Below are 24,033 nucleotides of genomic sequence, written 5' to 3'. Positions count from 1 at the left end.
GAGTGGCGGACCCCGGCGTCGGATCACAGGAGTGCCGGGGGTCCGCCATGTGGACCGGTGCGCTCAGGCGCGCAGCGGCGGCACAGCCCCGGCGCGGTCGAGGAGGTCGTCGTCGTGGTCGTCCATGTCCGCATGCTCGACGGAAGCCGCGGGCTTGATCCGCAGGGCCTTCGCGGCCCAGGCGGGCAGGTACCAGTTGGCCCTGCCGAACAGCACCACCAGGGCGGGGGTGAGCAGGGTGCGCACCACCACGGCGTCGATGAGGACACCAGCGGCCATGCCGGTGGCCATCATCTTGATGGTCACGTCGGGGGCGGAGGACAGCGAGAGCAGTGCCAGGAAGAGAATCAGCGCCGCGCTGGTGACCAGCCGTCCGGTGCGGGAAATGCCTTCGACCACGGCCCCGTTGGTGTCCCTGGTGCGGTCGAAGGCTTCGCGGACCCGCGCCAGGATGAACACCTCGTAGTCCATCGAGACGCCGAAGAGGAAGCCGAACAGCAGCATCGGCACCAGGGGGCTGATCGATCCGGTCGCGGGGATCCCCCACAGGGTGTTGGAGCCGTAGCCCAGTTGCCAGACCAGTACCAGCGCGCCGTAGGCGGCGCCGACGGAGAGCACGTTGAGAGCGACGGCCTTGGCGGGAAGCAGCAGCGAGCGCATGCCACGGGCCAGCAGGACGAAGGTGACCAGGGCGACGACGCCGAGCAGCACCGGGAGCCACTGGATCATGATGTGCGTGATGTCGGTGTTCTGGACGTCCTCGCCGCCGATCAGGGCGTCGTGCGGGGCAGCGGCGCGCAGATCGGACACGACGGATCGGGCGTGGGAAGTGCCGACCTCCGTCTTGGGCAGCCCCATGATCACCGAGCTGTCGCTGTGCTGCCAGGCGGGGGTGTCCGCGACCAGGACGCCGTGCATCAAGGGCAGGCTCCGCAGGGTCGCGGCCGTGGCGGCGGGGTCCGCGCCGGCGGGCAGTTGGACCGGAATCGAAGTGAGGACCCCGGAAGGGAAGCCGTCGTGCTGCAGGGCGACCAGGCCCTGTTGCGCGGGGCCGGCGGGGGAGAGCGAGGTGACGGCGGGCTGGTTCATATTGATGGTCAGTCCGAAGGCGCACAGCGCACCGAGGATGGCGGCGCCCGCGGCGGCGGCGAGCTTGGGCCGCCTGACGATCGCCTGCGCGGTGTTCGTCCACATCGTTCCCGGGCCGGTGCTCTTGCGCTTGCGCAGCCGGATCCTGTCCATGCGCGGTCCGGCGCTGGACAGCAGCAGCGGGACGACGGTCAGCGCGACCAAGGCGGCGATGGACGGGATGAACAGACCCGACATGCCCACGCCTTGGAGGAACGACACTGGCACGACCGTGAGGGCGAACAGGCCCAGGGAGGCGATCAGGGCGCTGAAGGCGACCGAGTGGCCGGCTTTGCGCAGTGAGCGGATCACCGCCGTCTTGTTGTCGGCGCCCGCGTCGCGTTCCTCGCGCCAGCGGTTGACCAGCAGCAGGGCGTAGTCGACGGAGAGGCCAAGGCCCAGCAGGGCGACGATGAACTGGACGGAGGGGTTGATCGCGATGCTGGTGACGTAGGTCAGGCCCCAGATGGCAAGTTGCATGGTCAACACCGAGATGATCGCCGAGATGAGCGGCAGGACGGCCAGCGCGGATCCGAAGACCCAGGCCAGAACGACGAGCGCGAGGCCGATGCCCACGAGGATCTCACTCAGTACGCTGCCGCCGGAGGCACCGCCGCCGGAGCTGAGCTGCTCGACACCGGTCACCTGGACAGTGGCCCCCGGAACGGCGTGGGTGATCGCAGAGCCCATGGCGTCCGTCACCTGCTGCGGTACCGGGTCGCCCATATGCGGGGGATAGACCATCACCAGGGTGGAGGTCCCGCCTGCGCCGACCAGGGAGCGGTCCCCGGTGTTGGCGTAGGACAGGTCGCGCACCTGCGGCACCGACGCGGCGACCCTGTCCGCGGCTGCCAGGCCGGCCTTCACCCTCGGGCTGTCCACGGTGGTGCCCTGCGGCAGGCCGACCACCAGCACGCTGGGCCGGGCGGCGACCCCGCCGTACTCCTTCTGCAGGGCCTGGTTCGCGGTGTAGCTGGCGGCGCTGATCGTGGTGCCGCTCTTGAGACGGCCGGACACTTGCGGCGCCATGAGCACCCCGACGACGGTGACGGCGACCCAGGCCACGGCCACCCAGATCCGATGCCGCATCACGAATGCGGCGAAGCGTTGCATGACTGGATACCTCCACGAGCGGGTGCGGCCCGCAGTCGCGGACCTTTCACGCATGCCGAAGGTAGGAAGCCGAACCTTTCGATTCGCTTAACGGGCCGCCCTCGCGCAAGCGCCTCATTTCAGGCAGGTTGGAGTCCGGTGACGGACGGGTTTCGCTGACCTTGACACCCCGGAATCACCAGTGCTGAGATCCTGCCGTAGCAAACAGCACACATCGAAATCCTCGATGCCCCTGCTTACAGACATGCTATAGCAAATGCCACACGAGAGAGGTTGTTGCCATGCGATCCAGGTCCTCCCGCTCCGCCCTCCGGATGGCGCTCGCCACGCTCGCTGCGGGTGCGGCCCTCGCGGGCTGTTCGTCCGGTGGCTCCAGCGGCTCCACCACCGCCTCGTCCGCACCGCCGGCCTCCCCGGTGGCGGTCACCGACCTGGTGACCAGCTCCCACAAGGAGTCCGGGCTGATCGTCTACGGCAACACACCCGCCGCGGTCATGAAGCCGTTGCTGGACGCGTTCACCAATGCCTATCCATGGATCAGGCCGGCGTACTCGCAGCTGTCGGACAACCAGGTGTTCAGCAAGTACCAGTCCGAGCACGCCCAAAGCGCCCGCAGTGCCGACCTGTTGATCTCCGACTCGATACCCCAGGTTCTGCAGGGCGAGCACAACGGCCTGTTCGCCAACGTCACCCCGCAGGGCCTGGACAAGTTCCCCGCGTTCACCAACCAGGGCCAGGGCGTCTACGTCATGTCGCCCGACCCGGTGCTGGTGACCTGGAACACCAAGCTGGTCCACGGAGCGAAGGTCCCCACCAGCTACGCCGCACTGACTGCGAACGTGAAGGCGGATCCGTCGCACAACCCGCTGGTCAGCTACTCACCCAACAACCCACTCGGGTACGAGGCGGTCTACGGGCTGATCCACATCCTGGGCGCCGCCACCGTCTACCAGCAGTTCGACACCCTCGGCCCGCACACCAAGACCTTCGACGAGGGCCTGGACGGCCTGCAGTACCTGGTCCAGGGCGGCGCCACGACCGGCTGGCTGTCCAGCGGCATCGCCCAGGCCGTCGTCCCCCAGTACAAGGGCCTTCTGAAGTACGGGTACATGAGCGATGCCACCCCGCTGACCCCGCGCCTGATCAGCCAGACCTCCGGCGCCGCCTCGCCCGCCTCCGCGCAGCTGTTCCTCGACTTCGTCTTCAGCGAGAAGGGCCAGCAGGTCATGTGCGCCGCCGGGATGGAGGCGTCGATGAACGGCTTCAAGCCCGCCACCGGCTGCACCTCGGACCTAGCGGATCTGGCCAAGCACGTCCCCGCCGCGAAGACCTACCTTGTCCCGGTGTCACAGGACGTGGTCGACCAGCAGAAGACGATCACCGACCACTGGAGCAAGGCCCTCGGCCGCTGACCCGCCATGACACTCGACACACTCCCCTCACGGGCCGGCCCGCAGCAACGCGGCCGGCGCCGACTCGCCCCTGCCGCCCCCGGCCAGTACCTGGTCTGGGCCCTGGTCGCTGTGCTGGCCCTGGCACCGCTGGCGCCCCTGGTCTACACCTCGGTGCTGTCCAAGCCCTACTACCTGCCCGGCGGCGTCTTCAGCATGGACGCCTACCGGCAGTTGTTCACCGACCCCGCCATACGCACTGCGGCCCTGAACACCCTCGTCTTCGCCACCTGCGCCACTACGGCCGCGGTCGCGGTCGGCGCCGCCTTCGCCGTCCTGGTCACCCGCACCGACCTCCCGGGGCGGCGCCTGCTCGGTCCCGCGCTGCTGGCACCGCTGCTCATCCCTCCGCTCGGTCTGATCGTCGGCTGGGAGTCGCTGTACGGACCATCCGGCTACCTCACCCAGCTCTGGCACAGAAACCTGCACCTGCCCGTCTGGAATCTCACCTCGCTCCCTGGCATGTCGGCGCTGGGCGCCGTGGTCACCCTCCCCATCGCCTATCTGACCTGCAAAGCAGTGCTGGAAGGCGCCGACGGGACGCTGGAGGACGCCGTCCGCGCCTCGGGCGGCGGCACCCTCCTCGTGCTGCGCACGGTGACCGTACCGATGCTGCGCACCGCGCTGCTCGACAGCGGCATGCTGATCTTCACTCTCAGCCTGGAGGTGCTCGGCATCCCGCTCTTCCTGGGCCGCCCGGTGAACATCCAGTTCATCTCCAGTTACCTCTACGACTCCTGGTCCAACAGCCCCGTCCCCGACCCGCCGATCGTCTCCGCCGGAGCGATCCTGCTGCTGGTGGTGGCCTCCGGCATCCTGCTGTTGCGCGGACGGCTGCTGCGCCACTCCACCCGCTACACCGCCGGCACCCGCGCCACCCCGCCCGCGCACCCGATCGACCTGGGCCGCTGGCGCGCGCCGGTCGCCGGCGCATCGGCCGCCTTCGTCGCGCTCACCTCGGCGATCCCGCTGCTGGGCCTGGCCCTGATGTCGAACGTCACCTCCCTGACTACTCTGGTGGCGCCCTGGCACCTGTGGACGGGCGACAACTGGCGGCAGATCTGGACCGACCCCACCCTGCACCGCGCCATCACCGACAGCCTGACTGTGGCCGCGATCGGCAGCCTCGCCACGGTCGTCCTCGTCGCCCTGGCCACCGTGATCGCCCACCGCTCCGGGTTCCGGCTGCGGCGCACCCTGCCCGCTCTCCTTGTCTATCCGCGGGCCACGCCCGGCATCGTTTTCGGCGTCGGCTTCTTCTGGCTCTTCCTCATCGCGGACTGGCCTGGTGCCATGCTCCGCACCAGCCTGTGGGGCGAGTTGGTCGCGCTGTGCGTGCGCAACATGACCCTCTCCTACATCGTTCTCGCGCCGGCTCTGGCCCGGCTCAGCCCCGAGCTGGCCAAGGCATCGGCAGCCTCGGGCGCCGGCTGGTGGACCACCACCCGCCGCATCACCCTGCCCCTGCTGCGGCCCGCGCTGCTCAGCGTCCTGGTGCTGATGTTCGTAACCCTGATCAGCGACTACGACCCGGTGGTCTTCCTGACCAAGCCCGGCACCGAACTCATGGGCACCACCATGCTCCAGACCTGGGCTAAAGGGCTGCCGGGACCGGTCGCCGCCCTGGCCCTGGTCCAAGTCCTCCTGGTCACTGTCGCCCTGGCCCTCGGCCTGGGCTGGACCCTGCGCAAGAAAGCCCACCGCCATGCCTGAGATCACCGTCCGCCGGCTGACTCAGACCTTCGGGGCCACCAAAGTCCTCGACCAGGTCGACTTCACCGTCCCCGACGGCCGCTTCGTGACCCTGCTCGGCCCCAGTGGCTGCGGCAAGACAACCACGCTCATGTCCATCGCCGGGTTCCACACCCCTGACACAGGCACCATCGCCCACGGCGACCGCGTACTGTTCGACGCCGCAGGACGCAGTCTGCCCGCCGAGCAGCGCGACCTCGGCGTCGTCTTCCAGTCCTATGCGCTGTGGCCGCACCTGACCGTCGCCGAGAACGTCGCCTTCCCGCTCAGGATCCGCAAAGCCGGGCGGCTTGAGATGAAGCAACGCGTCACCGACGTCCTCGAACTGGTCGAACTCGTCCCACGCGCCGACGCCTACCCCCACGAGCTGTCCGGCGGGCAGCAGCAGCGGGTCGCCCTAGCCCGCGCCCTCGCCCACGGCCCCAGCGCACTGCTGCTGGACGAGCCGTTCTCCAACCTGGACGCCAAACTCCGCGACCGCGCCCGCGAATGGCTCGGCGAACTGCAGCGCGACCTCGGCATCACCACCGTCTTCGTCACCCACGACCAGACCGAGGCGCTCGCCATGAGCGACCACATCCTGGTCATGAACGGCGGCCGCATCGTCCGTGCCGGCACCCCCGAGGACGTCTACCAGCGCCCCGGCAACCGCTTCGTCGCCGAATTCCTGGGCCGCTGCAACTTCATCACCGGCACGGCCCTCAACCTCGACCGCTCCACATGGCTTCTGCAAGCCCCTCACCTGCCCGGCGGCCTGCCCTTCCACACGCTCACCCCGCCGCCGCCCGGACCGATCACCCTCGCCCTGCGCCCCGAAGCCCTCCTCCTCGACACCCCCGCGGCCCCGGGCGCACCCACCTGGCAGGCGGAGATCACCCGCGCCACCTTCCTCGGCGACCACTACCTCTACACCGTCAGGGTCGGCCCCCACGAACTACAGGCGCTCCACCGCCGCAGGCTCCCCGAAGCCACCGTCCAGATCACCCTCGCCCCCGACAGCGCCACCCTCGTCACCGCCGACCCGTTCCCCACCGAGGGCCCTGTTCCCTCAACATCCCAGCCCACGTTTGACAATGTGCTGTAGCAGATATCGAATACGCCCATGCCGCTTCCCTCACTCAGCTCGCAGACCCTGTCCGACCAGGCATACCAGGCTCTTCGGGCGGCGATCGTCCAAGGCGAGCTGGCTTGGGGCGAGAAGATCACCGAGCGCGGACTCGCCGAACGCCTCGGCGTCAGCCCCACACCCGTCCGCGAAGCCCTGCGCCGACTGGAGCAGGAGCAGCTCGTCGAGCGCACCGGACCGCGCTCGCTGCGCGTGGCCACTGTCTCCCCGCTCGTCCGCAGCGAGAGCGGCACCATCGAAGCCGCCCTGGAAGCAGTCGCCGCACGCTTCGCCGCCCAGAAGGCCACCCCCGAGCAGCTGGACCGCATGCAGCGACACCTGGACGAGGCTGACGAGGCCGCCGAGGCACTGCGCACTGACCGAGACGCCGGACGCACGCTCTCCGCCGAGCAGATCGAGCGACTCTTCAACGCCGTCCGCGACTTCCATCGCGAGGTCGAGGCGGCCGCCGACAACACGCAGCTGAGCCGAACCCTGGAGCAGGTGCGGGCCTTCAGCCGGTCCGAGCGGCTGAGCATCGCCTCCGCCCAGGTCGCAACCGGCCGCACGGCCGGGCAGGAGCGGCGTTACCACCAGCACCATGAGCTGCTGGACGCCCTCCGCGCCCGCGATACCGACCGTGCCGATCAGCTCGCCCGAGCCCACGCCCTGTCCGCTGTCGGCGAGCTCGTCGGCTGGGACCATGCCCGAGACGCGGTCTCAGACACCCCGGCGGACTGAGGGAAGGAATCCCGCAGTCCCCAGCAGGGATTGCCCGCGCGGGTGGTGTCACGCGGCGTACGAACTTGCCCACATGAGTACTGCTATAGCAAATAGCATAGCCGGGAGTGGTTCTGCCGGCGAAGGAGGAGACATGGAGTTCAAGATTCTCGCCCCCACCGGGGCCCTCGGTGCGGGCTTCGACGCCGAGTGGCTCGCGCTCGGGGTGGCCATGAAGCCCGACGTCATCGCCTGCGACGCCGGGTCCACCGACAGCGGCCCGTACTATCTAGGCAGCGGTGAGCCCAAACTGTCCCGTCAGGCCGTCACCCGCGACCTGCGACTGCTACTCAAGGCCCGCGACGGCCTGAACGTGCCGCTCATCATCGGATCCTGCGGCACCAGCGGCCGCGGCGAGGGCGTCGACCGTGTCGCCGCCATGGCCCGGGAGATCGCAGCGCAGGAAGACCTGACCTTCAACCTGGCGCGGATCTACTCCGACCAGGACTCCGACACCCTCGCCCGGCGCTTCACCGAGGGCCGGATCCAGCCGCTGGACGGTGCCCCGGAACTGGATCTGGACACCCTCATCTCCAGCCACGTCGTGGGGATGATGGGCGTCGAACCAATCCAGCAAGCCCTGCGCGACGGGGCGCAGGTGGTGCTGGCCGGGCGCGCCAGCGACACCGCGCTGTACGCGGCCTACCCCCACATGCACGGCGCCGACCCCGGTCTGACTTGGCATGCCGCAAAGACCATCGAGTGCGGCGCCGCCTGCGCCATCCCGCCCAGCGCCGACGGGCTCTTCGTCCACCTGCGCGACGACCACTTCGACGTCGAGCCGCTCGACCCCGACTCCCGGCTGACCCCGCACTCCGTCGCTGCGCACACCCTGTACGAGAACGCCAACCCCCACCTGATCGCCGAGCCGTCCGGAACGTTGGACACGACCGACGCCACCTATACCGCCCTCGACGGCCGCCGGGTGCGCGTGGCCGGCGCCCGCTACCTGCCGGCCGAGACCTACACCGTCAAGCTCGAGGGCTCCCGGCTGGTCGGCTACCAGACCATCGCGATCGGAGGCATCCGCGACCACGTCGTGATCGAGCAGCTGCCCAAGCTCCTACCGTTCGCTCACGACTACTTCGCCACCAAGATCCAGGACGTCTTCCAGGGCCGCGTCGACCCTGACGACGTCACCATCGACTACCGCCTCTACGGCCAGGACGCCGTCCTCGGGGCCCGCGACCCACAGCGCGCGGAGCCCGTACACGAACTGGGCATGCTGATCACAGTGACGGCACCCACCCAGGAGGCCGCGCACGCCGTGGCGACCCTCGTCGCCCACGCCTCCTCCCATCTGCCCATCTACGGCTACGACGGCCTGGCCAGCACCGTCGCCTACCCCTTTTCCCCGCCGGAGACCGACCGCGGCCCCGTCTACCGCTTCACCCTCCACCACGTCGCCCTCCCCGAGACCCCGTACGAGATGTTCTCCGCCGTCCACGAAGAGGTCACCGCATGACCCGGCTGCTCGACCTGTGCTCGCTGATCCGTTCCAAGAACGCCGGCCCGTTCTGGCTCACCTTCGACTTCGTGGCCCGCGACCAGGCCAGCTTCGAACGAATCGCGCAACCATGCGTGTTCACTCCCCAGCTGTTCGCCGAACTGTACGGAGCGGACCCGGCACGCATCCTGATCGTCCGTCACGAGCGCGCCCAGGCGGTGAAGGTCTCCTTCCCCCGCCCCGTTCGCCAAGGCGATCTCACCGACAGCGACAGCTACGGAGGTCAGCAGTACGCGCCACTGGTCGACTTGGAGGTGCCCGAGCCCGTCGGCTGATCCCGCCTACTGACTTCGGCGTACGAGAGTCCGTCCGGTCTGTCGAGAGTGAGCCCCGTCCCGGCGAGGAATCCACCGAGGATGCCGTGCCGGTACTGCAGCGCCTTCAGTCGCTGGCGGAGCAGAATCTCCAGCTCTGTGAGGGTGTGGGCCGTCAGGTTGGCCAGGCTCCGTTTGATGTGCGCCCACAGGGCCTCCACCGGATTCAGCTCGGGCGCATATCCGGGCAGCAGCACCACGGTCAGCCACTCGCGCTCCGCCACGAGCGCCTTCATCGTCTTCGAGACGTGGGTGCTCAGCCGGTCCCATACCACGATCAGCGGGGCCTTGAGTAGTTGGTGGGCGCCGTCGAGCAGGTGGATGTAGTCCCTCTCGCCAAGAGCGGCGCTCGCTCTTGCGGCCGGTATGTCGGCGCAGCCGGTAGCACAGGCGGGCGGGAAGGCCGGGCCGGTAGCACAGCAGCCCGGCCAGCGAGAGCCGTCCCCGGCTGCGGGCCTCCCTTGACCGCGACGGTGCCGCCGGCCTGCTGCGTGACGCCGCGATGCGGGTCCCCGGAGTCGGCGCGACGCACGTCCTGGCGCGCCGTCACCGCGTCAAAGCCCGCGCGGAGGTCCGCTTCCGCGACCCCCAGCAGGTGAAGGACGACCTCACCGTCGTCCTCGACGAGGAGCGCGACCGGCTGGCCCTCGCTCGTCCTCCACGCATCGTCGTACGGGTGCGGCAACGCACCCACTGACCGACAACCGCACCACCGGGAGCCCGCCATGACGCCGCGACCCGCACTCAACCGCAGTCTGCTGGCCCTCACCGGGATAGTCCTGCTCGGCGGCGGACTGCTGGTCCTCTTCGCCGGGCTCGACCTCTACCGGCGGCACGATCTGGTCCCGCCCGCCGGCTGGCCCCTGACCACGCCGGCCGACGTCCTGCTCGGCTCCGCCGACCGGGCACGCTGGAGCAGCCAGGGCTGGTGGTGGTGGCCCGCGGTCATCGCCGCCCTCGTCCTCACCGCCCTGCTCGCCCTATGGTGGCTGCTCGCCCAGCTGAGCCGACGCCGCCCCGGCTCACTGCCCGTCGGCGGCACACCACCGCAGGAGGGCGTCGAACTGCGCGACCGCGCGCTCAGCGACGCGATCGCGGCCGGAGCCGGTGCCCTGCCGGGGGTCGAGCACGCGGCCGTACGCATCACCGGCCGACCTGCCCATCCCCGCGCCCGCGTCAGGCTCACCCTCACCCCCGAGGGCGCGCCCGGTGCCACTCTCGCCGCCCTCTGCGACGGCCCGCTGCGCACCGCTCGTCGGTCCACAGGCATCCCTGGCATGCCCACCGAGGTCCGCCTGAAGTCCGTCCGCCACAAGCCACACCGCGCGGAGTAGGAGGAGACCGACCGTTCCCGTCTCAACCTCTCATGGTGCCCCCGCGATCACCCGGCTGACCAACCTCCTGCCCGCTCGGGGCTCCTGACACGTTCGTTAACGCCCACTACAGCCCGGCTCCGGGATCGTCGGTGTCCACAGTCCGCAGTGGCCGGTCCCCCTTGTCGTCGAGCTGGGCGAGTTCGTGTTCGTAGTCGACGGTGATGGACCCGTAGTAGTTCACGGCCGAGCTGCGGGCCGGGAAGATGTGCGCCAGGACCCCGTGTTACGAGTTCTGAAGCTCCACGGTTCCCCCCGCCCGTTCGAGGGCTGGAGACTGCGTCACCGCGGGGGGAGGTGTCGCTTGTCCTGAGCCGTGAGCACATCCAGCACGCGCCACGGCTCATTCTCGGGCACAGTACCGTCCTGCACCATGCGGTCGATCGCAGTTCTTACAGCAGTCGCGGTCTCCACCGAGATCTCCCGAATGCCGAACACAGCCTCCAGTGGCGCCGTCCCCTCCCGGTTCGCCTTCCCTGTGGCCGCGTCGCACCAGCCCTCGGCCAACTCCCCCAGGTGCCGTTCGAACACGGAGAGGATCACACCGAGCGCCGTGGCACTGTTGCCGATCTTGTACGCGGCCCTTGAGGTCTCCAGCGCATCAAGTACCAGCTCATACTGCTCCAGCCCTGCAACCCATCGGCGGTCTGCGGTCGCGGTCGACCGGGCAGCATCGAACGCGGCCTCCGCACGCTCCAGTTCGTCGGGCAGGAACATGAACTGCACGCTGGCGAAGTCAAGGTTGGCCTCGCCCAGTGAGGTGACGTCGACCTTCTCCAGAAGATCCAGTGCCTTGTCGTCCAGGCCCGTGTACTGGCGCCACTCCACCGACTCCAGCTCGTCGTACAGTTCCTTCAGGATCGCCGGATCGTCCTGTCCGGCAATGGCGTTGTGCGACAGCTGGAGCGCGATCTGCCGCTGCCGGGGCAGTGGCTCGTCTATCTGCATCCACCAGATCGACGACAGGCCGGCCTCGATCGCGGCCAGGGTCCGGTGGTTACCCGACAACACCACCAGCCGCCCCGTGTCACGGTCGTTCCACACCAGCGGGGTCGAGGTCAGGTGGCCGTCCCGCTCGATGTTGGCAACGAGCTGCCGGAACTGCTCGTGCGGCAGGAACCGGGCGTTCACGTCCAGCAGGGTGAGCGTGTGCGGGTCGCCCTGCACCATATGAGGCGGGGCGAGCCGGCTGGTCTCCTTCATGGTCAGACTCCCGTCTTCGTCGTCGTGGCACGGGCGCCCCACCGCTTCGCCCACAATTGAAGGGCTTCGGAGAGCGTGTGCCCGCCCATCAGGCCCTGGTACTGGAGCTGGTACTGCCAGCAGTCCTCATTCGATGGGCCGCGTTTGGTCAGCCGCAGCAGCCCGCGGTACTTCATCGACACGGGGTTGTTGCTGAACGCCGTCGTGGACACCGCCCGTATCCGGCGCGAGAACGCCCGCTGGCACAGCAACTGCGCTTCCGTGCTCATCGCGGCCAGCACGATCAGCTTCGACAGCCGCGGATAGTCCGTCGGCGCCACCGCGAAGTCTGACAACAGGTACGCCTCGTCCGGGGTGTAACTGCTCGGCGCCATCGCGAAGACACCGAGGATCTTGCCCGTGCCGTCTCTGACCGCGACGGCGAGGTTCGCGGCACCGGGCGCGATGCGTGGGTTGAGGTACTGGGAGCGCAGCGCGTTGAACTGGCCCTGTTTCAAGAGGGCGAGCTTGAGGGGTCCGACGAGTTCTTCGCCCGCTCGCAGGCGCGGGGCTTTGACCGGCTCGATCGGCTGGCGGGGAGCGACGATCCGGGTCGGTGCGGCGGAGGCGTAGACGTAGAAGGGAGCGGCCCGCGGGGTCGCCTTGATCACCCCGCGCAGGTAGGGGTGCAACTCGGGCACGTCGTGGTTGGAAGCGGTCAGCCAGTACGGCCGGTCCGTGATCGCGCCGAGGACATCGACCACGTCGGCGTCGGACAGGGGCTCGTACTCGGGGGCGTCCCAGTCGAAGTGGGTGTTCAGCGGCTCGTACAGCTTCTCGTACCCGCCTCCGTAGAAGGGAGGGAAGGAGCAGACCGGGGCATCGCGGGGCACCTTCTGCAGCCAGGAACGCACGTCCTCTACCTGGTAGGAGGCCAGCTCGATGTCGGAGGCGGTCAGCCGCTGGACTGTCTCGGCGTGCTTGGTCTTCCACTGGTCCCGGTAGGAGCGCACGACGCGTTCGTGCCAGAGTCCTTCGCGGCCGACGCTCGCCAGGAACCGGGTGCCGAGCATCATCGTGGCCACTGTGCCCACGCCGTCGTCCAGCGAGTCCGCGAGCCAGTGGAGTTGGTCCCGGCTCTCGTCGTGGAGCCGGATGCCGACGGGCTGCCTGGTGAGCCAGCGGCCGACGGCGCTGGTGTAGATCGAGACGTCCGAGGAGTGCAGTTCGAAGCCCATGCCGGCCACGCTGCGTTCGATGGTGAAGTTCCCGCAGCACGGCACGTACACCGGCCCGCGTGGCCAACCGGCCGCGGTCTCCCGGACGATGGCACGCATCGGGGCGGGGATAGTGCCCTGGAACATCTCTCCTTGCCTTTCCTCCTGCGCGAGGCAGCGCCCGGACTGCTGGGGACCGGTCCGGGCGCTGCACAGAACCTGACCCCAAGAGTGGAAACTCTCTTGGAATCATGTCACCTATCTTTGGGGCGCAGGGTGCGGCTCACATCAAGGTTCCCTGCTCGTAGTGGTCGGCTATCGGAGACAGCTCACGGACCTCGTCGCCGGTGAGGTCCTTCCACCAGGCGGCGAAGATCCTGCGGTGGCACCACTGCGCTGCGTCGGACAGGTCCTCGAAGCAGAGCAGGACCAGTCGGTGATCCTGCTCCGCGTTCACGATGGCCCGCAACCGCTCCGCGATGCGTCCAGGGCCGACCTCGTCGAGGTCGGCCCGGTAGGCGGCGGTGAACTCCGGGAGTGGCTTGGTGAAATACTCCCGGCGCGGCGCCAGCTCCCGCACCGCGTGCTGGAGCGGGTAGGGGAGCTTGAACCGCGGGGCGCTCAGGGTGATACGCACCGGCACCCCTTGCGGGGGCTGGAACGCCTGGTAGCGGTTGGTGAAGAGGGTCAGCAACGGGCTGTTCCTTTCGCGCTGCGCCCGCGGTGAGCCGCGGGCACGTGGTACTCGTGCAGGTGTTGTGGCGTCTCCACTCGGACTGCGGGCCCTGAGCAGTACCGGGCACACAGGGAGCACCCTGTGGGCCCAGCCCTCCGATGCCGGGAGAGGGCAAGTCCGGACCAGACGCTGAGGTCCGGTCCGGACCGGTGAGCCTCAGTCCTCGGGGCCGGCCTTCCGACTGATGGGCTGTGCCAGATGGACCGTGACGTCGAAGACCTGGGGTTCACTGTCCGGGAACTCGGCTGTCACACGCAGGACCCGGTTGCACTCGTTCGCGAGCCGCGATGCTGTGGTTTCCTCCGCCTCGACAATGAAATCGGACGCCGGACCGGGAACCCTGTCCCTCGCCGAGTTCATGAGGTGATCCAGGAAGCCCGTGAGTTGCCGGATACCCGGGTTGGCCGATGCCGTACCCCAGTCCAGTTGAGAGCTGTCCGTCATCTACACCCTCTTTTCCACTGTTGAGTTGAGAACCTGCTTTACATTCATAATTTTAGTGGAATTCGAGAGCCTAGTACATATTCGCCGGGAATTGATTTCCGGAATTCTCGAATATATTTGCGCGCAATCTGGAGGCCGGCGCCAGTGCTGCGCACAGAAGCCGCACACCGCGAAGAGGCGCGGCCGGGAGTCAGTCCCCGGCCGCGCCTCCGTTACCTCACTTCGCTGCCGCGGAGTCCGCCTTCTTGGCGGTCCCGGTGGCGGGCTCCGCCTTCTTCTGTGCGGGGACGGTGCGGGGGGCACTCTTGGCCGTGCCCGCGGCCTTCGCCCGGGGAGCGGCGGGCTTGGGCGCCGCCTTCCTGGCGCTCGACTGCGCCGGGGCCTTGGCCGCCCCCTCGGGCTTGGTCTCGCTCTGCTGGGCGGCCTCCTGCTGGACCTCGACGGCCGCCTTGTTGAACTCGTCCGCCATGGCGCGCTGGATGCCCTGCGCCTTGCTCAGCATGTTCCGCACCTTCTGCACCTGGCTGTAGATCTTGCCGACGACCCGCACGTAGCGGTCGAGGTCGCTGCCGAGGATGACGGCCAGGTCCTCGGGCTTCTGGCCGCCCAGTTCCTCGAAGAGCTGGATCAGGATGTCCTCGGCCTTGCCGAGCTTGTCCTTGGCCTGCGCCTTGGCCGCCTTCCGCTTCTCCCTCTCCTCCTCACTGGGAGCCTCCTCGCCGGTGAGGGAAGTCTGCGTCTCCATCATCTTCAGGCCGTTGGCGAAGTGCTGGGCCTCCGCCTCGCTGTCGAAGTCGCCGCGCACGTAGCGCATGGCCGCGACCATCTGATTGGCCGGGCTGAGCTGGGCGATGTGCCAGGCCAGGTTGTTCTTGATCTGCCCCTTGTCGACCATGTCGGCGACCTCCGGGCGCAGGGTGAGCAGGCCGAGGCGCCAGGTGATGTGGGTCTCCGTCTTGCCGAACTGCTTGGCGATCTTCACCGGCGTCCAGCCGGCCGCTTTGAGGTCGGCGTACGCACCGGCCTCCTCCATGATGGTCATGTCCTCGCGGCCGACGTTCTCGGCGATGCTCTTGACGTATGCGTCCTCTTCGCTGGTGTTCTTGATGACCATGGCCGGGATCACGTCCATGCCGAGTGTCGAGCAGGCCCTCCACCGGCGCTCGCCCGCAATCAGCACGTAGGGGGCTTCGCCCCCCTCGACCGGACGGACGACGATCGGCTGAAGGAGACCATTCTCCTTGATGGTTTCCTTCAGTTCATCGAGCTTCGCCTTGTCGAAGAACTTGCGGGGCTGCTCCGGATTCCGGGCAATTTCCGAGATCTTGAGGTTCGCGAACATTTCCCGCGCCTTCCTTAAATTCAGGGAAAACTCTTTTTTATTTTCCCGTTGTTCTTACACTTATATCTTAATCGCATACGCCGCTAAAGCAAGTAGGGAATTCCTTTTAATTTCGAGAATTCAAATCGGCGAATTTCGCGCGAATTTACTGACAGGGGGATGCGGCGTCGACCGTGCGCGAAGGGGAAAGAGTGAGCCCGCCGCGGCCTCACGGCCGCGACGGGCTCTGCTCCCATCGCCTGCCCCACCGACCACGCCGACGTGGTCGACTCCTCGCGGGCGGGGCGCGGGGGGTCGGCCGCCCGCGAGGAGCAGGGAAGGGCGTCGCTTGCGCGGCGCCATCAACCGGGACCCCCAGCGGAAGTCGTCGATTGACGTGGTGAATCTATCACGACTTCAACAGTGCCACCTATCTGTGACTGAGCCGCAGCTCACGACGCACCGGAATCCGCCTCGTCCGACCCCGCGGTCCACTTCAGCACCGCCAGCACCTCCGCCACTTCCCTGGCCTCTTGCGGCGCGGGGGCGCCTGGACTCGACGGCCCGATCACGTGCGGCGGCTCACTTGCAAGACGGCCAATCCGCGCCTCATCAAGTCCGGCCTGCTCCGACGGGACTTCAGCGGGCGACATCTTCACGACCCCCTCACCGCCCGTATCCCCGCAGCCCGCCGACCGCATGTCAACTGGTCGGTACCTTCCCGGCGATGACGCATGCCGACTCCTCGCCTCTCCAGACGGCCGTCCCGATCGGATGCCGCGTCCCGCGCCCGGCTCGGCACTGACAAGCCCCGGCCTACGCCTCAAACGATCAGGCTTGCAATAAACTGCATGAAGCGTGCATCCTACTGCATGTCCGTGAACGTACGCTGGGACGAGGCCCGATGAGAGATGACCACCCCGTCGACGAACCGGATCAGTCGCTGGACGAACTGATCCGCAGTTCCAAGCGGACGGTCTCCGAACGGCTGCGGCACCTTCGTCACCACCACCCCGAAGGTCCGTTCACTCTCGCCGTGCTTGCGGAGAGGGCCAACGTCTCAGTCCGCACGCTGGCTCAGGCTGAATCCGCCGAGGGAGCGAACGTCACGCTCGAAACCCTCGCGAAAGTGGCCCACAGCCTCGGCATCAAGCGCATCGCCTACTTCCTCGACGACGCCGTCTACCAGCAGATCACGGAGGAGTTCCGTGCACTGGAACGACTGCGGGAGCAGGGAGTCGAGGGCGTCGCGGCGCGCAGGGCCGCCCCCACCGGCCTGCCCGCCGTCTCCGTGGAAGAACTCACCCGCCTGCTCACCGGAATCGCCGAGCAGGCCCGTGATGCTCTGCAGGAGCTTCCACCCGCAGTAGAGCGCAACCCCCCACAAGAAAGCGGCAGTTAACGCACGATGTGCTCACGAAAACGCCGGAAGACGACAAGCCATCAGCCTCACGACGACTTCAAGCAGCGTTGCGAAGCACGCGTCCGCTCCCTCGGCTTACCCAAGAGGGAGCATCTCACTGTCCCGGTCCTCTGCAACAGACTCAGCCAGCTTCGCGGACGGCCCATCCAGGTCCTGGGCCTGCCTCTGCCACTCGGAAGCCCCGACGGCCTGTTGATCGAGACCGAAGCCCAGGACTTCATCATCTACGAGGCACGTCTGGCCCCGGTTCACCAACGCCAGGTGGTCCTGCACGAAGTCGGCCACCTCATCTGCGAACACACCACAGAAACCGCCGTCCCGCTCCTCACGGAGCTGTTCACACCGTCTCTGGATCCCGGACTCGTACGCCGGGTCCTTGGCCGGGACCACTCGCACACCGACGTGGAACACGAAGCCGAGTACATCGGATCCCTCATCGGACGCAAGATCAGCACCTGGAGCTCCGAGCGCACACGGACCGTGCCGCCAGAGGCGCGAGACCTCGTAGCCCGTCTGTCGGCCTTGGACCCTTTCCGCCCCTGTAGGTAGCGATGAACAGCGTTGTGTACCCCATCTGCGCCGCAGTGAGCTGCGTCGCCTTCATCTACAAGCTCCGCATCCTGCGCATCGACCGTTCGCCGGCGCAGTGGGCGTTATGCGGGAACTTCCTGGTGTCCACGGTGATCTTCACTGTGTCAACGCCGACCGTCTGGGTGGCTACGAGCAGACTCGTCGGCGTCGTGAACTTCGCGGGACTCTTCACGCAGGTCCTGGCCATGGTCCTGGCCGGCTGCCAGCAACTGGTCCTGCTGCATCTCACCTACGAACGGGGTGTTGCCTGGCGCAAGGCGCGTTTCAGGCTCCTCGCCATCGGTCTCGTCATCAGCGCCATGATCGTGCTGTTCGTCTATGCGACCAACGCCAGTGAACTCCCGACGAACTTCGCGCTGACGACGGCGCGGTTCTATCCGGCGTACCTGTCGATCTACATCGTGGCCTACTTCTGGAACCAGATCGACATCTGCGTCCTCTGCTGGAAACACGCCCGTGTCTCCCCTCGGCCGTGGCTCCGCCGCGGCCTGCGTCTTGTCGCGCTGACCCTGCCCTCGTCACTCGTCTACGGGGGCTGCCGCGCCGCCGACATCATCGCGGGCCAATTCGGCATCTCCGGTGAGGCATGGGAACCGCTCGCCCCCCTCGCGCTCCTGGTCGGGATCGTCGGCAAGACGATCGGCTGGACTCTGCCGGACTGGGGCCGGTACCTCTCGACCGCGCAAGAGCGGTTCTACCGCCAGTGGGTGCACCGCCAACTCGCTCCGCTGCACCGTCAGATCACCGCGCACGTGCCCGATCCCGTGCTGGAACTGGGCCCTGACGACGACCTCCAGACGCGCCTGTACCGCATGGTCGTCGAGATACGGGACGCCCAGTGGGCTCTGCGCCTGTGGATGACACCGGAGGCGGCAGCAGCGGCCCGGCGCGAGGGCGAGAGCCTCGACCTCCGCGGCGACGACCTCCTCGCGTTCGCCGAGGCCCGACAGCTCACGGCTGCCATCGAGGCGAAGGCCGAGGGGGCCGAGCCCGCGGACCACTCGGTCATGCCGCGGCTCGCCGAGCCTCCGGACCTGGCGGCAGAGCTGTCCTTCCAGCACAAGCTCGCCCGCCACTTCCGCCGGTCCCTCCTGGTCCCGATGACCGCAGCGGGAACAGCTCCGGCCGCAGCACCACAGAATGGGAGCCGAGCATGACCTTCCCGGACACCGCCCCTCCGTGCCTCTTCGATGCCGGCTTCTTCGCGGATCCGTACGCCACCTACGCGCGCCTTCGCGTCGAGGGCGCCGCACACCACCTCGCGACCCCCGAGGGCTCACTCATCTGGCTCGTCCCCAGAGAACGAGACGTCCGAGCGGCACTGAACCACCCGCAGCTGTCGGTGAACAAAGCCCACTCGACGCACGGTTTCCGGGGCTTCTCCCTTCCGCCGGCCCTGGACGCCAACCTCCTCAACGTCGACCACGCGGACCACCTGCGGCTGCGCCGACTGGTGAGCCAAGCCTTCACCGCCCGTCGCGTGGAGCAGATGCGCAGCACGATCGAGGCGTCAGCCCACCGGCTGGCTGATGCCCTGGACGGAGGCGGCATCCACGACCTGGCCGCCGTCTACGCCAGCCCGCTTCCGATCACGGTCATCGGAGACCTCCTGGCCGTTCCCGACACGGACCGGCTCGCCTTCTCCTCCTGGGTCGGCACCATGTTCGCCCCCGAGCACCCCGGGCAGGCCGGCGAAGCCATCAAGAAGATCCAGGAGTTCCTGACCGGCCTGGTCGCCGAGCGCCGGCGCGCCCCCGGCGACGACCTTCTCTCCGGACTGATCGCCGCCCGGGACGAGGGCGACAAGCTCAACGAGGACGAACTCGTCTCTCTCGCCTTCCTGATCCTCATGGCCGGAAGCGAGAACGCCCAGCACGTGATCACCACCGGGGTGTACACCCTGCTCCAGCATCCTCAACAGCTCGCCGCGCTCCAGGCCGACCGGAAGCTCCGTCCGAACGCAGTGGAGGAGATACTCCGCTACGCGCACCCCAACCAGATGGCCATCCGCCGCTTTCCGCTGGAAGACCTCGACATCGGCGGCGTCCGCATCCCCCGGGGCGAAACGGTGATGCTCTGCCTTGCCTCTGCGAACCGGGACCCCGACCGCTACCCGGACGCGGACCGCTTCGACATCCGCCGGGCGGACAAGGCCCACCTCTCCCTGGGACACGGCCTGCACTACTGCCTCGGCGCTGCGCTGGCCCGCATCGAGGTCGAGGCCGCGCTCTCCGCCCTCCTGGACAGATTCCCCCGACTGCGTCTGGCCGCTGCACCGCACGAGGTGCGCTGGCGCCACTCCTGGCGGTCACACGCCCTGCGGGAACTACCCGTCACCGTGGCATGACACCCCACTCGACGTACGCACGCGCACAGTTCACCCCCTGGGGGCGGTCATCCCCATGTACGCCAGGTCAGGGCCACCCTGTCGGAGTCCACCGTGCGCGAGCCCCGGCCACCCGGATAGACGGCGATCTTGTCCAGCAGCAGGAACGTCAGTGCCCTCTTCGAGGCGAGCGGCGCGTGCTTCCACCACTTCACGAGGTCCGGAACACCAGCGACGCTCACGCCCGCAAGCTGCTCCAGGAAGCGCAGCTCCTGCCTGCCCTCGCGGATCTGCTTCGACAACTCCTTGTCTGCCGCCTTGAAAGCGGACAAGGACACGTCGCGCGCCTTCGCGAAGTCCTCGCCAAGGCGACTCTGGCGCTGGCGGTCATGCTCGATGCGCTCCAACAGCGAGGCCGCCTCCTGCTCGGCCTGCTCGCGCGCCTTCTCCACCAGGGCGCTCACTCCCGGCTTCGCCAACTCGGCCAGCACGTGCTCACCGACATACGTCTCCAGGAGGTCGGCGTTGATCCGTACACGCCCGCAGCCCCGGGGACGCCGTGGACTGCTCGGCGGGCAGCGGTGGCCGCGGCTGCCCGCGTTGGACGGAGCACCACCGAGAACGTAGCCGCACAAGCCGCACACCAGGCGCTTACCGCTCAGCATGTACTCCCGTTCCGGCGCCTGGGCGGCTCCCGGTTGATGCTTGGGGCGCATCTGACGGATCTTCCGGAACTGCTCGGGCGAGATCAGCTCCGGCCCGCCGGAGGGCAGCAGGTTGCCGTCCTCGTCCTCGAAGAGACCGGCGATGGCGGGGTGGTCCAGGACCGCGGCCAGAACGTGGGGCCGCCACTCGTTGCCGAGGGTGGTGCGGTGGCCCTCCGCGTTCATCCAACCCGTGATCTCCTCGTAGGGCTGCTCTGCCTCCCGCCGGTTGGCCGCCTCCTGCAACGGCCCTACCTCGTCAGCCTTCGGCCTTCTGAACGCCGTATCCGCGAACCCGTACAGCCTTGGCACAGAATCTCCCCAGCCTTCGCCGACCCCAGTACACCTCCTATGGTAACGAAGATAGGCCACACTGCTGCAAAGGGTGGTCCTATATCGGTAAAACGGCATATTCCACGGAGTCCTGCGGCAACCCCTACACGTGAGTGCCCTCGACTCCGAGTGCCTCCCACAACGCCGCCGTCGGCACCCGCACCGTGCTCCCCAACGGCAGCGTACGAACCGGGAACCGGCCGTCCCGGATCAACTGATACGCCTTGTTCGGCGAGATCCCCAGAGCCCGAGCCGCGGTCACCACATTGACCGTGACCGGAAGCGACAACAGCTCCTCCAGGCCCATCGCCCCAGCAGAAGCCTGCCCGTCCGTGTCCTGAGCAGTCATGTCGTTGGTCGCAATCTCCCCCGCGCCAACCTGCCCGCGACTTTACCTCAGTGTCCGACAGCCCTCGGAAGATCAACACAGATCGCGCAACGCGACCAAGGAACGACTGGCAGCCCCCGGATCACGGGCGGCGAGGGCGAGGGAAGAAGGCGCATGTTCGAGGACAAGACCTACAAGCGGTGTGCCTGCAAGGGCCCCATGACCCACAAGGCCGGGCCCAGGAATGGACAGCCCGTCCTCAACGACGACGGAACGCCCAAGATCGGCTACCTGGAGACCGCCTGCCCGCTTCTCAAGAAGCGGGACCACGGCTCCTGGTACTACAGCTTCGAACTCCCACCCGGCCCCGGCGGCAAGCGTCGGCACCCCAAGAAGGGCGGTTTCAAGACCCAGGAGAAGGCAGCCGCCGAAGCAGCCAAGGTTTATACCGAGGCCATGGCAGGAGTCGACGTCCTGTCGGACGAGACCGTCGGCGACTACCTGCGCCGTTGGCTCGACAACCAGCACGATCTCAAGGCCACCACGAAGAAGAGCTACGAGGACTACCTGCGCCTCTACTTCACCCCATACCTCGGGCACATCAAGCTCCGTGGGCTCCGGCCCCGACACCTCGAAGAGATGTTCGCCGCCGTCCAAGCCGAGAACAAGGCCAAGCTGAAGGACCAGGCGGCAGCTCAACTGGCCCGCGAGGCCGAGAAGAAAGCGCACGCAGCATGGCGCGATGCCAGCGCCCCTCGCGACCCGCAGCTGCGAGAGACCTGGAACGAAGCCAAGGCCCACCTCAAGGCCACCCTCGCACGCCCTCGCCGCCAGACCGGCCCCGCCACCCAGCACCGCATCAAGATGGCGCTCAGCTCCGCCCTCGAAGACGCCCGCAAACGCCGGATGATCACCGACAACTGGGCATCCATGATCCAGACGCCCCGGGTACGCAAGGCCAAGGCACTGGAGTGGACCGCCGCCCGCGTCGAAGCCTGGCGCAAGACCGGCAAGAAACCCTCCCCGGTCATGGTCTGGGCTCCAGAACAGACCGGCAAGTTCCTCGACTCCGTGGTCTACGACCGCCTCTACCCCCTATGGGTCATCATCGCCTTCCTCGGCCTGCGCCGCGGCGAAGCCTGTGCCCTGTCCTGGGCAGAGGTAGACCTCGACGTCGGCGCCATCCACATCACCGAGGAGATCGTCACCGTCGCCTACGAGCCGCACGAGGACACCCCGAAGTCCGACAACATCCGCGACATATCCCTGGACGAGGACACGATCGCCCTGCTGCGGTGGTGGCGCGACCGCCAGCAGGCCGAGAAGCAGGAGTGGCTCGAATCCACTGGAGAGTGGACCGACAGCGGCCGGGTCTTCACCCTTGAGGACGGCACGGAGTACCACCCTCAGTACTTCTCCGACCGCTTCGCGCGCCTCTACAAGAGGGTCGACCTGCCGCCGATCCGGCTGCACGACCTCCGCCACGGCTCAGCGACACTCGCCCTTCGGGCAGGCGTGGCCATGGTCACCGTCCAGCGCAGGCTCGGCCACTCCTCGATCCGCGTAACCTCCGACATCTACACCACCGTCCTCGCGGAAGTAGAGCGCGAGGCCGCTGAGGCAACCGTGTCCGTCGTACCCCGCTCACGCAAACGCGTCATCCCGCAGCCGCAGACCGGGGGCAATGCCTCAGCGGACGACGAGCCGCAAGAGGGCCAGGAGGTCACCGAGGAAACCCCGGATGTTCCCACCGAGGACGCTGCCTGACGGCATGTTCCCAGGATGTTCCCATCCGCTCACGCAGAAAGCCCCCGCGACCTTGCAGGGGCCTTCTGTCCGATCCGTTTCCCCTGGTCAGAGATGGAGCCGCTTTCGGGATTCGAACCCGAGACCTACGCATTACGAGTCCGGCGTTCCTCCGGATCAGAACCCACTCTCAGCAACAGACCCGACCCGTAACTTCATGGCCTTGCTCGAAGCCCCGCTGCGGCACCGCCGGCGGGCCTGCGCCGAGGACCGCATCCGCGCCGCCCGCTCCACCGGCCTGCGCAACCTGCCCCTACACGATGCGGCGCAGAACCAGGTCTGGCTGGAGATCGTCCAGATCGCCCTGGACACATGTGATCACCGCTGCACTGCAACGGCTCGATGCCCTTCCGAACCCAGGCTGACCGACAGCCTCCCGCCCCTACGAGCAGGACCACCCCGGAGCCGTGGAACCCGGAGTCCATCCGACGCGACAGCCGGGCCGCCATGATGCCCGCAAACAGAAATCTCCGCTCTGAACGAGCAGAAAAGGGTTAGTCAGCAAGCTGACGAACCCTCATGCAAGATCGAGGCTGACGACATCTTGAAGGCTGCGTCGGCCTTCTTCGCGGCCGATCTCGACCGGCCGTCGAAGCGCCCCACCGGTCCCGGAGTGGTTCAGGACAAGGCGCCAGGACGCTGTCGATGACGATACTGCCTACCGGGCGGATCCTTCGGTGCGCGTCGGCCAACCGGACCTGTCCGACGCCCCGGCCCTCCAACTGCCGGATTCCTGGTGCAGCGATCTCGCTGGGACGTTGGAGAAGGTGGCATCCGTCAATACTGACCGTGTCGCTGTACGTCAGCAGTACAGGATCGGGCGATCCGGGAATTGTTGGCATCCAAGGGCCCGCTGTGACGTGGGGCACGGTTCACGTGGTTGGGCGGAGCGTGCCGGCGGGGCGTGCGTGGTGTCCGCGAGGGGGGTGGAAGTCAGCCATCTCTGATCGTTCAGGCGCACCTTCGGAACGCTCAGCTGCACCAGCTTTACATGGATTGCGCGCAGGGTCAGCACAGGAAGATCTTGAGTCCTGTGAGTTCTCCTGCCCCTTGGGCTCGGTCTGGTGGTGCGAATGATTCACGCCACTGCCGTAGCCGC

At 67.8% G+C, this 24,033-nt stretch carries 22 protein-coding genes and 1 pseudogene; 14 read left to right on the top strand and 9 right to left on the bottom strand.

Annotated elements, in window-relative coordinates; all coding sequences use genetic code 11:
* Positions 1-63: 63 nt before the first annotated feature.
* Positions 64-2,241, bottom strand: a complete 2,178-nt coding sequence (locus tag ACFC09_RS03665) for an MMPL family transporter (protein ID WP_376523589.1) — start codon at positions 2,239-2,241, stop codon at positions 64-66.
* Positions 2,242-2,522: 281 nt separating this feature from the next.
* Between ACFC09_RS03665 and ACFC09_RS03660 the strand changes: the two genes are divergently transcribed.
* From ACFC09_RS03660 to ACFC09_RS03635, 6 genes are all read left to right on the top strand, one after another.
* Positions 2,523-3,653, top strand: coding sequence for an ABC transporter substrate-binding protein (locus tag ACFC09_RS03660; protein ID WP_376523587.1), 1,131 nt, complete (start codon positions 2,523-2,525; stop codon positions 3,651-3,653).
* A gap of 6 nt (positions 3,654-3,659) precedes the next feature.
* Positions 3,660-5,405 (top strand): ABC transporter permease, encoded by a 1,746-nt coding sequence (locus ACFC09_RS03655; RefSeq protein WP_376523584.1) that lies wholly within the window; start codon positions 3,660-3,662, stop codon positions 5,403-5,405.
* A complete protein-coding gene (locus ACFC09_RS03650; RefSeq protein WP_376523583.1) occupies positions 5,398-6,528 on the top strand; it encodes an ABC transporter ATP-binding protein in 1,131 nt (376 codons plus the stop codon). The genes ACFC09_RS03655 and ACFC09_RS03650 overlap by 8 nt, the downstream gene beginning before the upstream one ends.
* Before the next feature lie 18 nt (positions 6,529-6,546).
* On the top strand, positions 6,547-7,290 hold the full coding sequence (locus ACFC09_RS03645) for a GntR family transcriptional regulator (RefSeq protein ID WP_376523581.1): 744 nt from the start codon (positions 6,547-6,549) through the stop codon (positions 7,288-7,290).
* A gap of 133 nt (positions 7,291-7,423) precedes the next feature.
* The gene (locus tag ACFC09_RS03640) at positions 7,424-8,794 is read left to right on the top strand and encodes an acyclic terpene utilization AtuA family protein (RefSeq protein WP_376523578.1); all 1,371 of its coding nucleotides are present in this window, start codon (positions 7,424-7,426) and stop codon (positions 8,792-8,794) included.
* Entirely contained in the window at positions 8,791-9,111 is a 321-nt protein-coding gene (locus tag ACFC09_RS03635; protein WP_376523575.1) for a DUF4387 domain-containing protein, read from the top strand. Before ACFC09_RS03640 ends, ACFC09_RS03635 begins: the two co-directional genes overlap by 4 nt.
* Here ACFC09_RS03635 and ACFC09_RS03630 read toward each other — a convergent pair.
* On the bottom strand, positions 9,060-9,425 hold the full coding sequence (locus ACFC09_RS03630; RefSeq protein ID WP_376523573.1) for a transposase: 366 nt from the start codon (positions 9,423-9,425) through the stop codon (positions 9,060-9,062). The two genes, ACFC09_RS03635 and ACFC09_RS03630, sit on opposite strands and share 52 nt — an antisense overlap.
* A gap of 173 nt (positions 9,426-9,598) precedes the next feature.
* Here ACFC09_RS03630 and ACFC09_RS03625 point away from each other — a divergent pair, with 173 nt between their 5' ends.
* Together ACFC09_RS03625 and ACFC09_RS03620 are read left to right on the top strand one after the other, a co-directional pair.
* A complete protein-coding gene (locus ACFC09_RS03625) occupies positions 9,599-9,847 on the top strand; it encodes a DUF6286 domain-containing protein (RefSeq protein ID WP_376523647.1) in 249 nt (82 codons plus the stop codon).
* A gap of 28 nt (positions 9,848-9,875) precedes the next feature.
* Positions 9,876-10,484, top strand: a complete 609-nt coding sequence (locus tag ACFC09_RS03620; RefSeq protein WP_376523571.1) for an alkaline shock response membrane anchor protein AmaP — start codon at positions 9,876-9,878, stop codon at positions 10,482-10,484.
* A gap of 321 nt (positions 10,485-10,805) precedes the next feature.
* Here ACFC09_RS03620 and ACFC09_RS03615 read toward each other — a convergent pair whose 3' ends face one another.
* The 5 genes from ACFC09_RS03615 to ACFC09_RS03595 form a co-directional block, all read right to left on the bottom strand.
* Entirely contained in the window at positions 10,806-11,726 is a 921-nt protein-coding gene (locus ACFC09_RS03615; RefSeq protein WP_376523568.1) for a ParB N-terminal domain-containing protein, read from the bottom strand.
* 2 nt (positions 11,727-11,728) lie between these two features.
* Positions 11,729-13,069 (bottom strand): hypothetical protein, encoded by a 1,341-nt coding sequence (locus ACFC09_RS03610; RefSeq protein WP_376523566.1) that lies wholly within the window; start codon positions 13,067-13,069, stop codon positions 11,729-11,731.
* A 136-nt stretch (positions 13,070-13,205) separates the two neighbouring features.
* The gene (locus ACFC09_RS03605; RefSeq protein WP_376523563.1) at positions 13,206-13,616 is read right to left on the bottom strand and encodes a hypothetical protein; all 411 of its coding nucleotides are present in this window, start codon (positions 13,614-13,616) and stop codon (positions 13,206-13,208) included.
* A gap of 198 nt (positions 13,617-13,814) precedes the next feature.
* The gene (locus tag ACFC09_RS03600) at positions 13,815-14,102 is read right to left on the bottom strand and encodes a hypothetical protein (protein ID WP_376523561.1); all 288 of its coding nucleotides are present in this window, start codon (positions 14,100-14,102) and stop codon (positions 13,815-13,817) included.
* 217 nt (positions 14,103-14,319) lie between these two features.
* Complete coding sequence (locus ACFC09_RS03595) at positions 14,320-15,444, bottom strand: ParB/RepB/Spo0J family partition protein (RefSeq protein ID WP_376523558.1); 1,125 nt, start codon at positions 15,442-15,444, stop codon at positions 14,320-14,322.
* Positions 15,445-16,327: 883 nt separating this feature from the next.
* Between ACFC09_RS03595 and ACFC09_RS03590 the strand changes: the two genes are divergently transcribed.
* From ACFC09_RS03590 to ACFC09_RS03575, 4 genes are read left to right on the top strand one after another with little or no spacing between them, the layout of a single operon-like run.
* The gene (locus ACFC09_RS03590; RefSeq protein WP_376523557.1) at positions 16,328-16,825 is read left to right on the top strand and encodes a helix-turn-helix domain-containing protein; all 498 of its coding nucleotides are present in this window, start codon (positions 16,328-16,330) and stop codon (positions 16,823-16,825) included.
* Between the two features lie 6 nt (positions 16,826-16,831).
* Complete coding sequence (locus ACFC09_RS03585) at positions 16,832-17,395, top strand: ImmA/IrrE family metallo-endopeptidase (RefSeq protein WP_376523554.1); 564 nt, start codon at positions 16,832-16,834, stop codon at positions 17,393-17,395.
* A gap of 2 nt (positions 17,396-17,397) precedes the next feature.
* Positions 17,398-18,594: an MAB_1171c family putative transporter gene (locus tag ACFC09_RS03580; protein WP_376523551.1), complete on the top strand. Its 1,197-nt coding sequence runs from the start codon at positions 17,398-17,400 to the stop codon at positions 18,592-18,594.
* Positions 18,591-19,784: a cytochrome P450 gene (locus ACFC09_RS03575; protein WP_376523550.1), complete on the top strand. Its 1,194-nt coding sequence runs from the start codon at positions 18,591-18,593 to the stop codon at positions 19,782-19,784. Before ACFC09_RS03580 ends, ACFC09_RS03575 begins: the two co-directional genes overlap by 4 nt.
* A gap of 47 nt (positions 19,785-19,831) precedes the next feature.
* Here ACFC09_RS03575 and ACFC09_RS03570 read toward each other — a convergent pair whose 3' ends face one another.
* Entirely contained in the window at positions 19,832-20,713 is an 882-nt protein-coding gene (locus ACFC09_RS03570; protein ID WP_376523547.1) for a hypothetical protein, read from the bottom strand.
* A gap of 190 nt (positions 20,714-20,903) precedes the next feature.
* The gene (locus tag ACFC09_RS03565; RefSeq protein ID WP_376523544.1) at positions 20,904-21,149 is read right to left on the bottom strand and encodes a helix-turn-helix domain-containing protein; all 246 of its coding nucleotides are present in this window, start codon (positions 21,147-21,149) and stop codon (positions 20,904-20,906) included.
* Between the two features lie 153 nt (positions 21,150-21,302).
* Between ACFC09_RS03565 and ACFC09_RS03560 the strand changes: the two genes are divergently transcribed.
* Complete coding sequence (locus ACFC09_RS03560; RefSeq protein WP_376523542.1) at positions 21,303-22,895, top strand: tyrosine-type recombinase/integrase; 1,593 nt, start codon at positions 21,303-21,305, stop codon at positions 22,893-22,895.
* 199 nt (positions 22,896-23,094) lie between these two features.
* Positions 23,095-23,244 (top strand): annotated as a pseudogene (locus ACFC09_RS03555) (IS1380 family transposase); the annotation flags it as partial.
* Positions 23,245-24,033: the final 789 nt, after the last annotated feature.

The sequence above is a fragment of the Streptomyces sp. NPDC056161 genome, assembly GCF_042268025.1.
In the GTDB taxonomy this organism is placed as follows: Bacteria; Actinomycetota; Actinomycetes; order Streptomycetales; family Streptomycetaceae; genus Streptomyces.
The sequence above is the reverse complement of the archived record's forward strand: the minus strand, read 5'-3'. Positions and strand labels throughout refer to the sequence as shown.

What these genes read in the sequence shown, in the direction of transcription:
- ACFC09_RS03660 (WP_376523587.1), top strand. Translation starts at nt 2,523, where the DNA reads ATGCGATCCAGGTCCTCCCGCTCCGCCCTCCGGATGGCGCTCGCCACG.
- ACFC09_RS03565 (WP_376523544.1), bottom strand. Translation starts at nt 21,149, where the DNA reads ATGACTGCTCAGGACACGGACGGGCAGGCTTCTGCTGGGGCGATGGGC.
- ACFC09_RS03655 (WP_376523584.1), top strand. Translation starts at nt 3,660, where the DNA reads ATGACACTCGACACACTCCCCTCACGGGCCGGCCCGCAGCAACGCGGC.
- ACFC09_RS03640 (WP_376523578.1), top strand. Translation starts at nt 7,424, where the DNA reads ATGGAGTTCAAGATTCTCGCCCCCACCGGGGCCCTCGGTGCGGGCTTC.
- ACFC09_RS03595 (WP_376523558.1), bottom strand. Translation starts at nt 15,444, where the DNA reads ATGTTCGCGAACCTCAAGATCTCGGAAATTGCCCGGAATCCGGAGCAG.
- ACFC09_RS03580 (WP_376523551.1), top strand. Translation starts at nt 17,398, where the DNA reads ATGAACAGCGTTGTGTACCCCATCTGCGCCGCAGTGAGCTGCGTCGCC.
- ACFC09_RS03590 (WP_376523557.1), top strand. Translation starts at nt 16,328, where the DNA reads ATGAGAGATGACCACCCCGTCGACGAACCGGATCAGTCGCTGGACGAA.
- ACFC09_RS03560 (WP_376523542.1), top strand. Translation starts at nt 21,303, where the DNA reads ATGTTCGAGGACAAGACCTACAAGCGGTGTGCCTGCAAGGGCCCCATG.
- ACFC09_RS03585 (WP_376523554.1), top strand. Translation starts at nt 16,832, where the DNA reads ATGTGCTCACGAAAACGCCGGAAGACGACAAGCCATCAGCCTCACGAC.
- ACFC09_RS03650 (WP_376523583.1), top strand. Translation starts at nt 5,398, where the DNA reads ATGCCTGAGATCACCGTCCGCCGGCTGACTCAGACCTTCGGGGCCACC.
- ACFC09_RS03645 (WP_376523581.1), top strand. Translation starts at nt 6,547, where the DNA reads ATGCCGCTTCCCTCACTCAGCTCGCAGACCCTGTCCGACCAGGCATAC.
- ACFC09_RS03665 (WP_376523589.1), bottom strand. Translation starts at nt 2,241, where the DNA reads ATGCAACGCTTCGCCGCATTCGTGATGCGGCATCGGATCTGGGTGGCC.
- ACFC09_RS03635 (WP_376523575.1), top strand. Translation starts at nt 8,791, where the DNA reads ATGACCCGGCTGCTCGACCTGTGCTCGCTGATCCGTTCCAAGAACGCC.
- ACFC09_RS03575 (WP_376523550.1), top strand. Translation starts at nt 18,591, where the DNA reads ATGACCTTCCCGGACACCGCCCCTCCGTGCCTCTTCGATGCCGGCTTC.
- ACFC09_RS03610 (WP_376523566.1), bottom strand. Translation starts at nt 13,069, where the DNA reads ATGTTCCAGGGCACTATCCCCGCCCCGATGCGTGCCATCGTCCGGGAG.
- ACFC09_RS03615 (WP_376523568.1), bottom strand. Translation starts at nt 11,726, where the DNA reads ATGAAGGAGACCAGCCGGCTCGCCCCGCCTCATATGGTGCAGGGCGAC.
- ACFC09_RS03620 (WP_376523571.1), top strand. Translation starts at nt 9,876, where the DNA reads ATGACGCCGCGACCCGCACTCAACCGCAGTCTGCTGGCCCTCACCGGG.
- ACFC09_RS03600 (WP_376523561.1), bottom strand. Translation starts at nt 14,102, where the DNA reads ATGACGGACAGCTCTCAACTGGACTGGGGTACGGCATCGGCCAACCCG.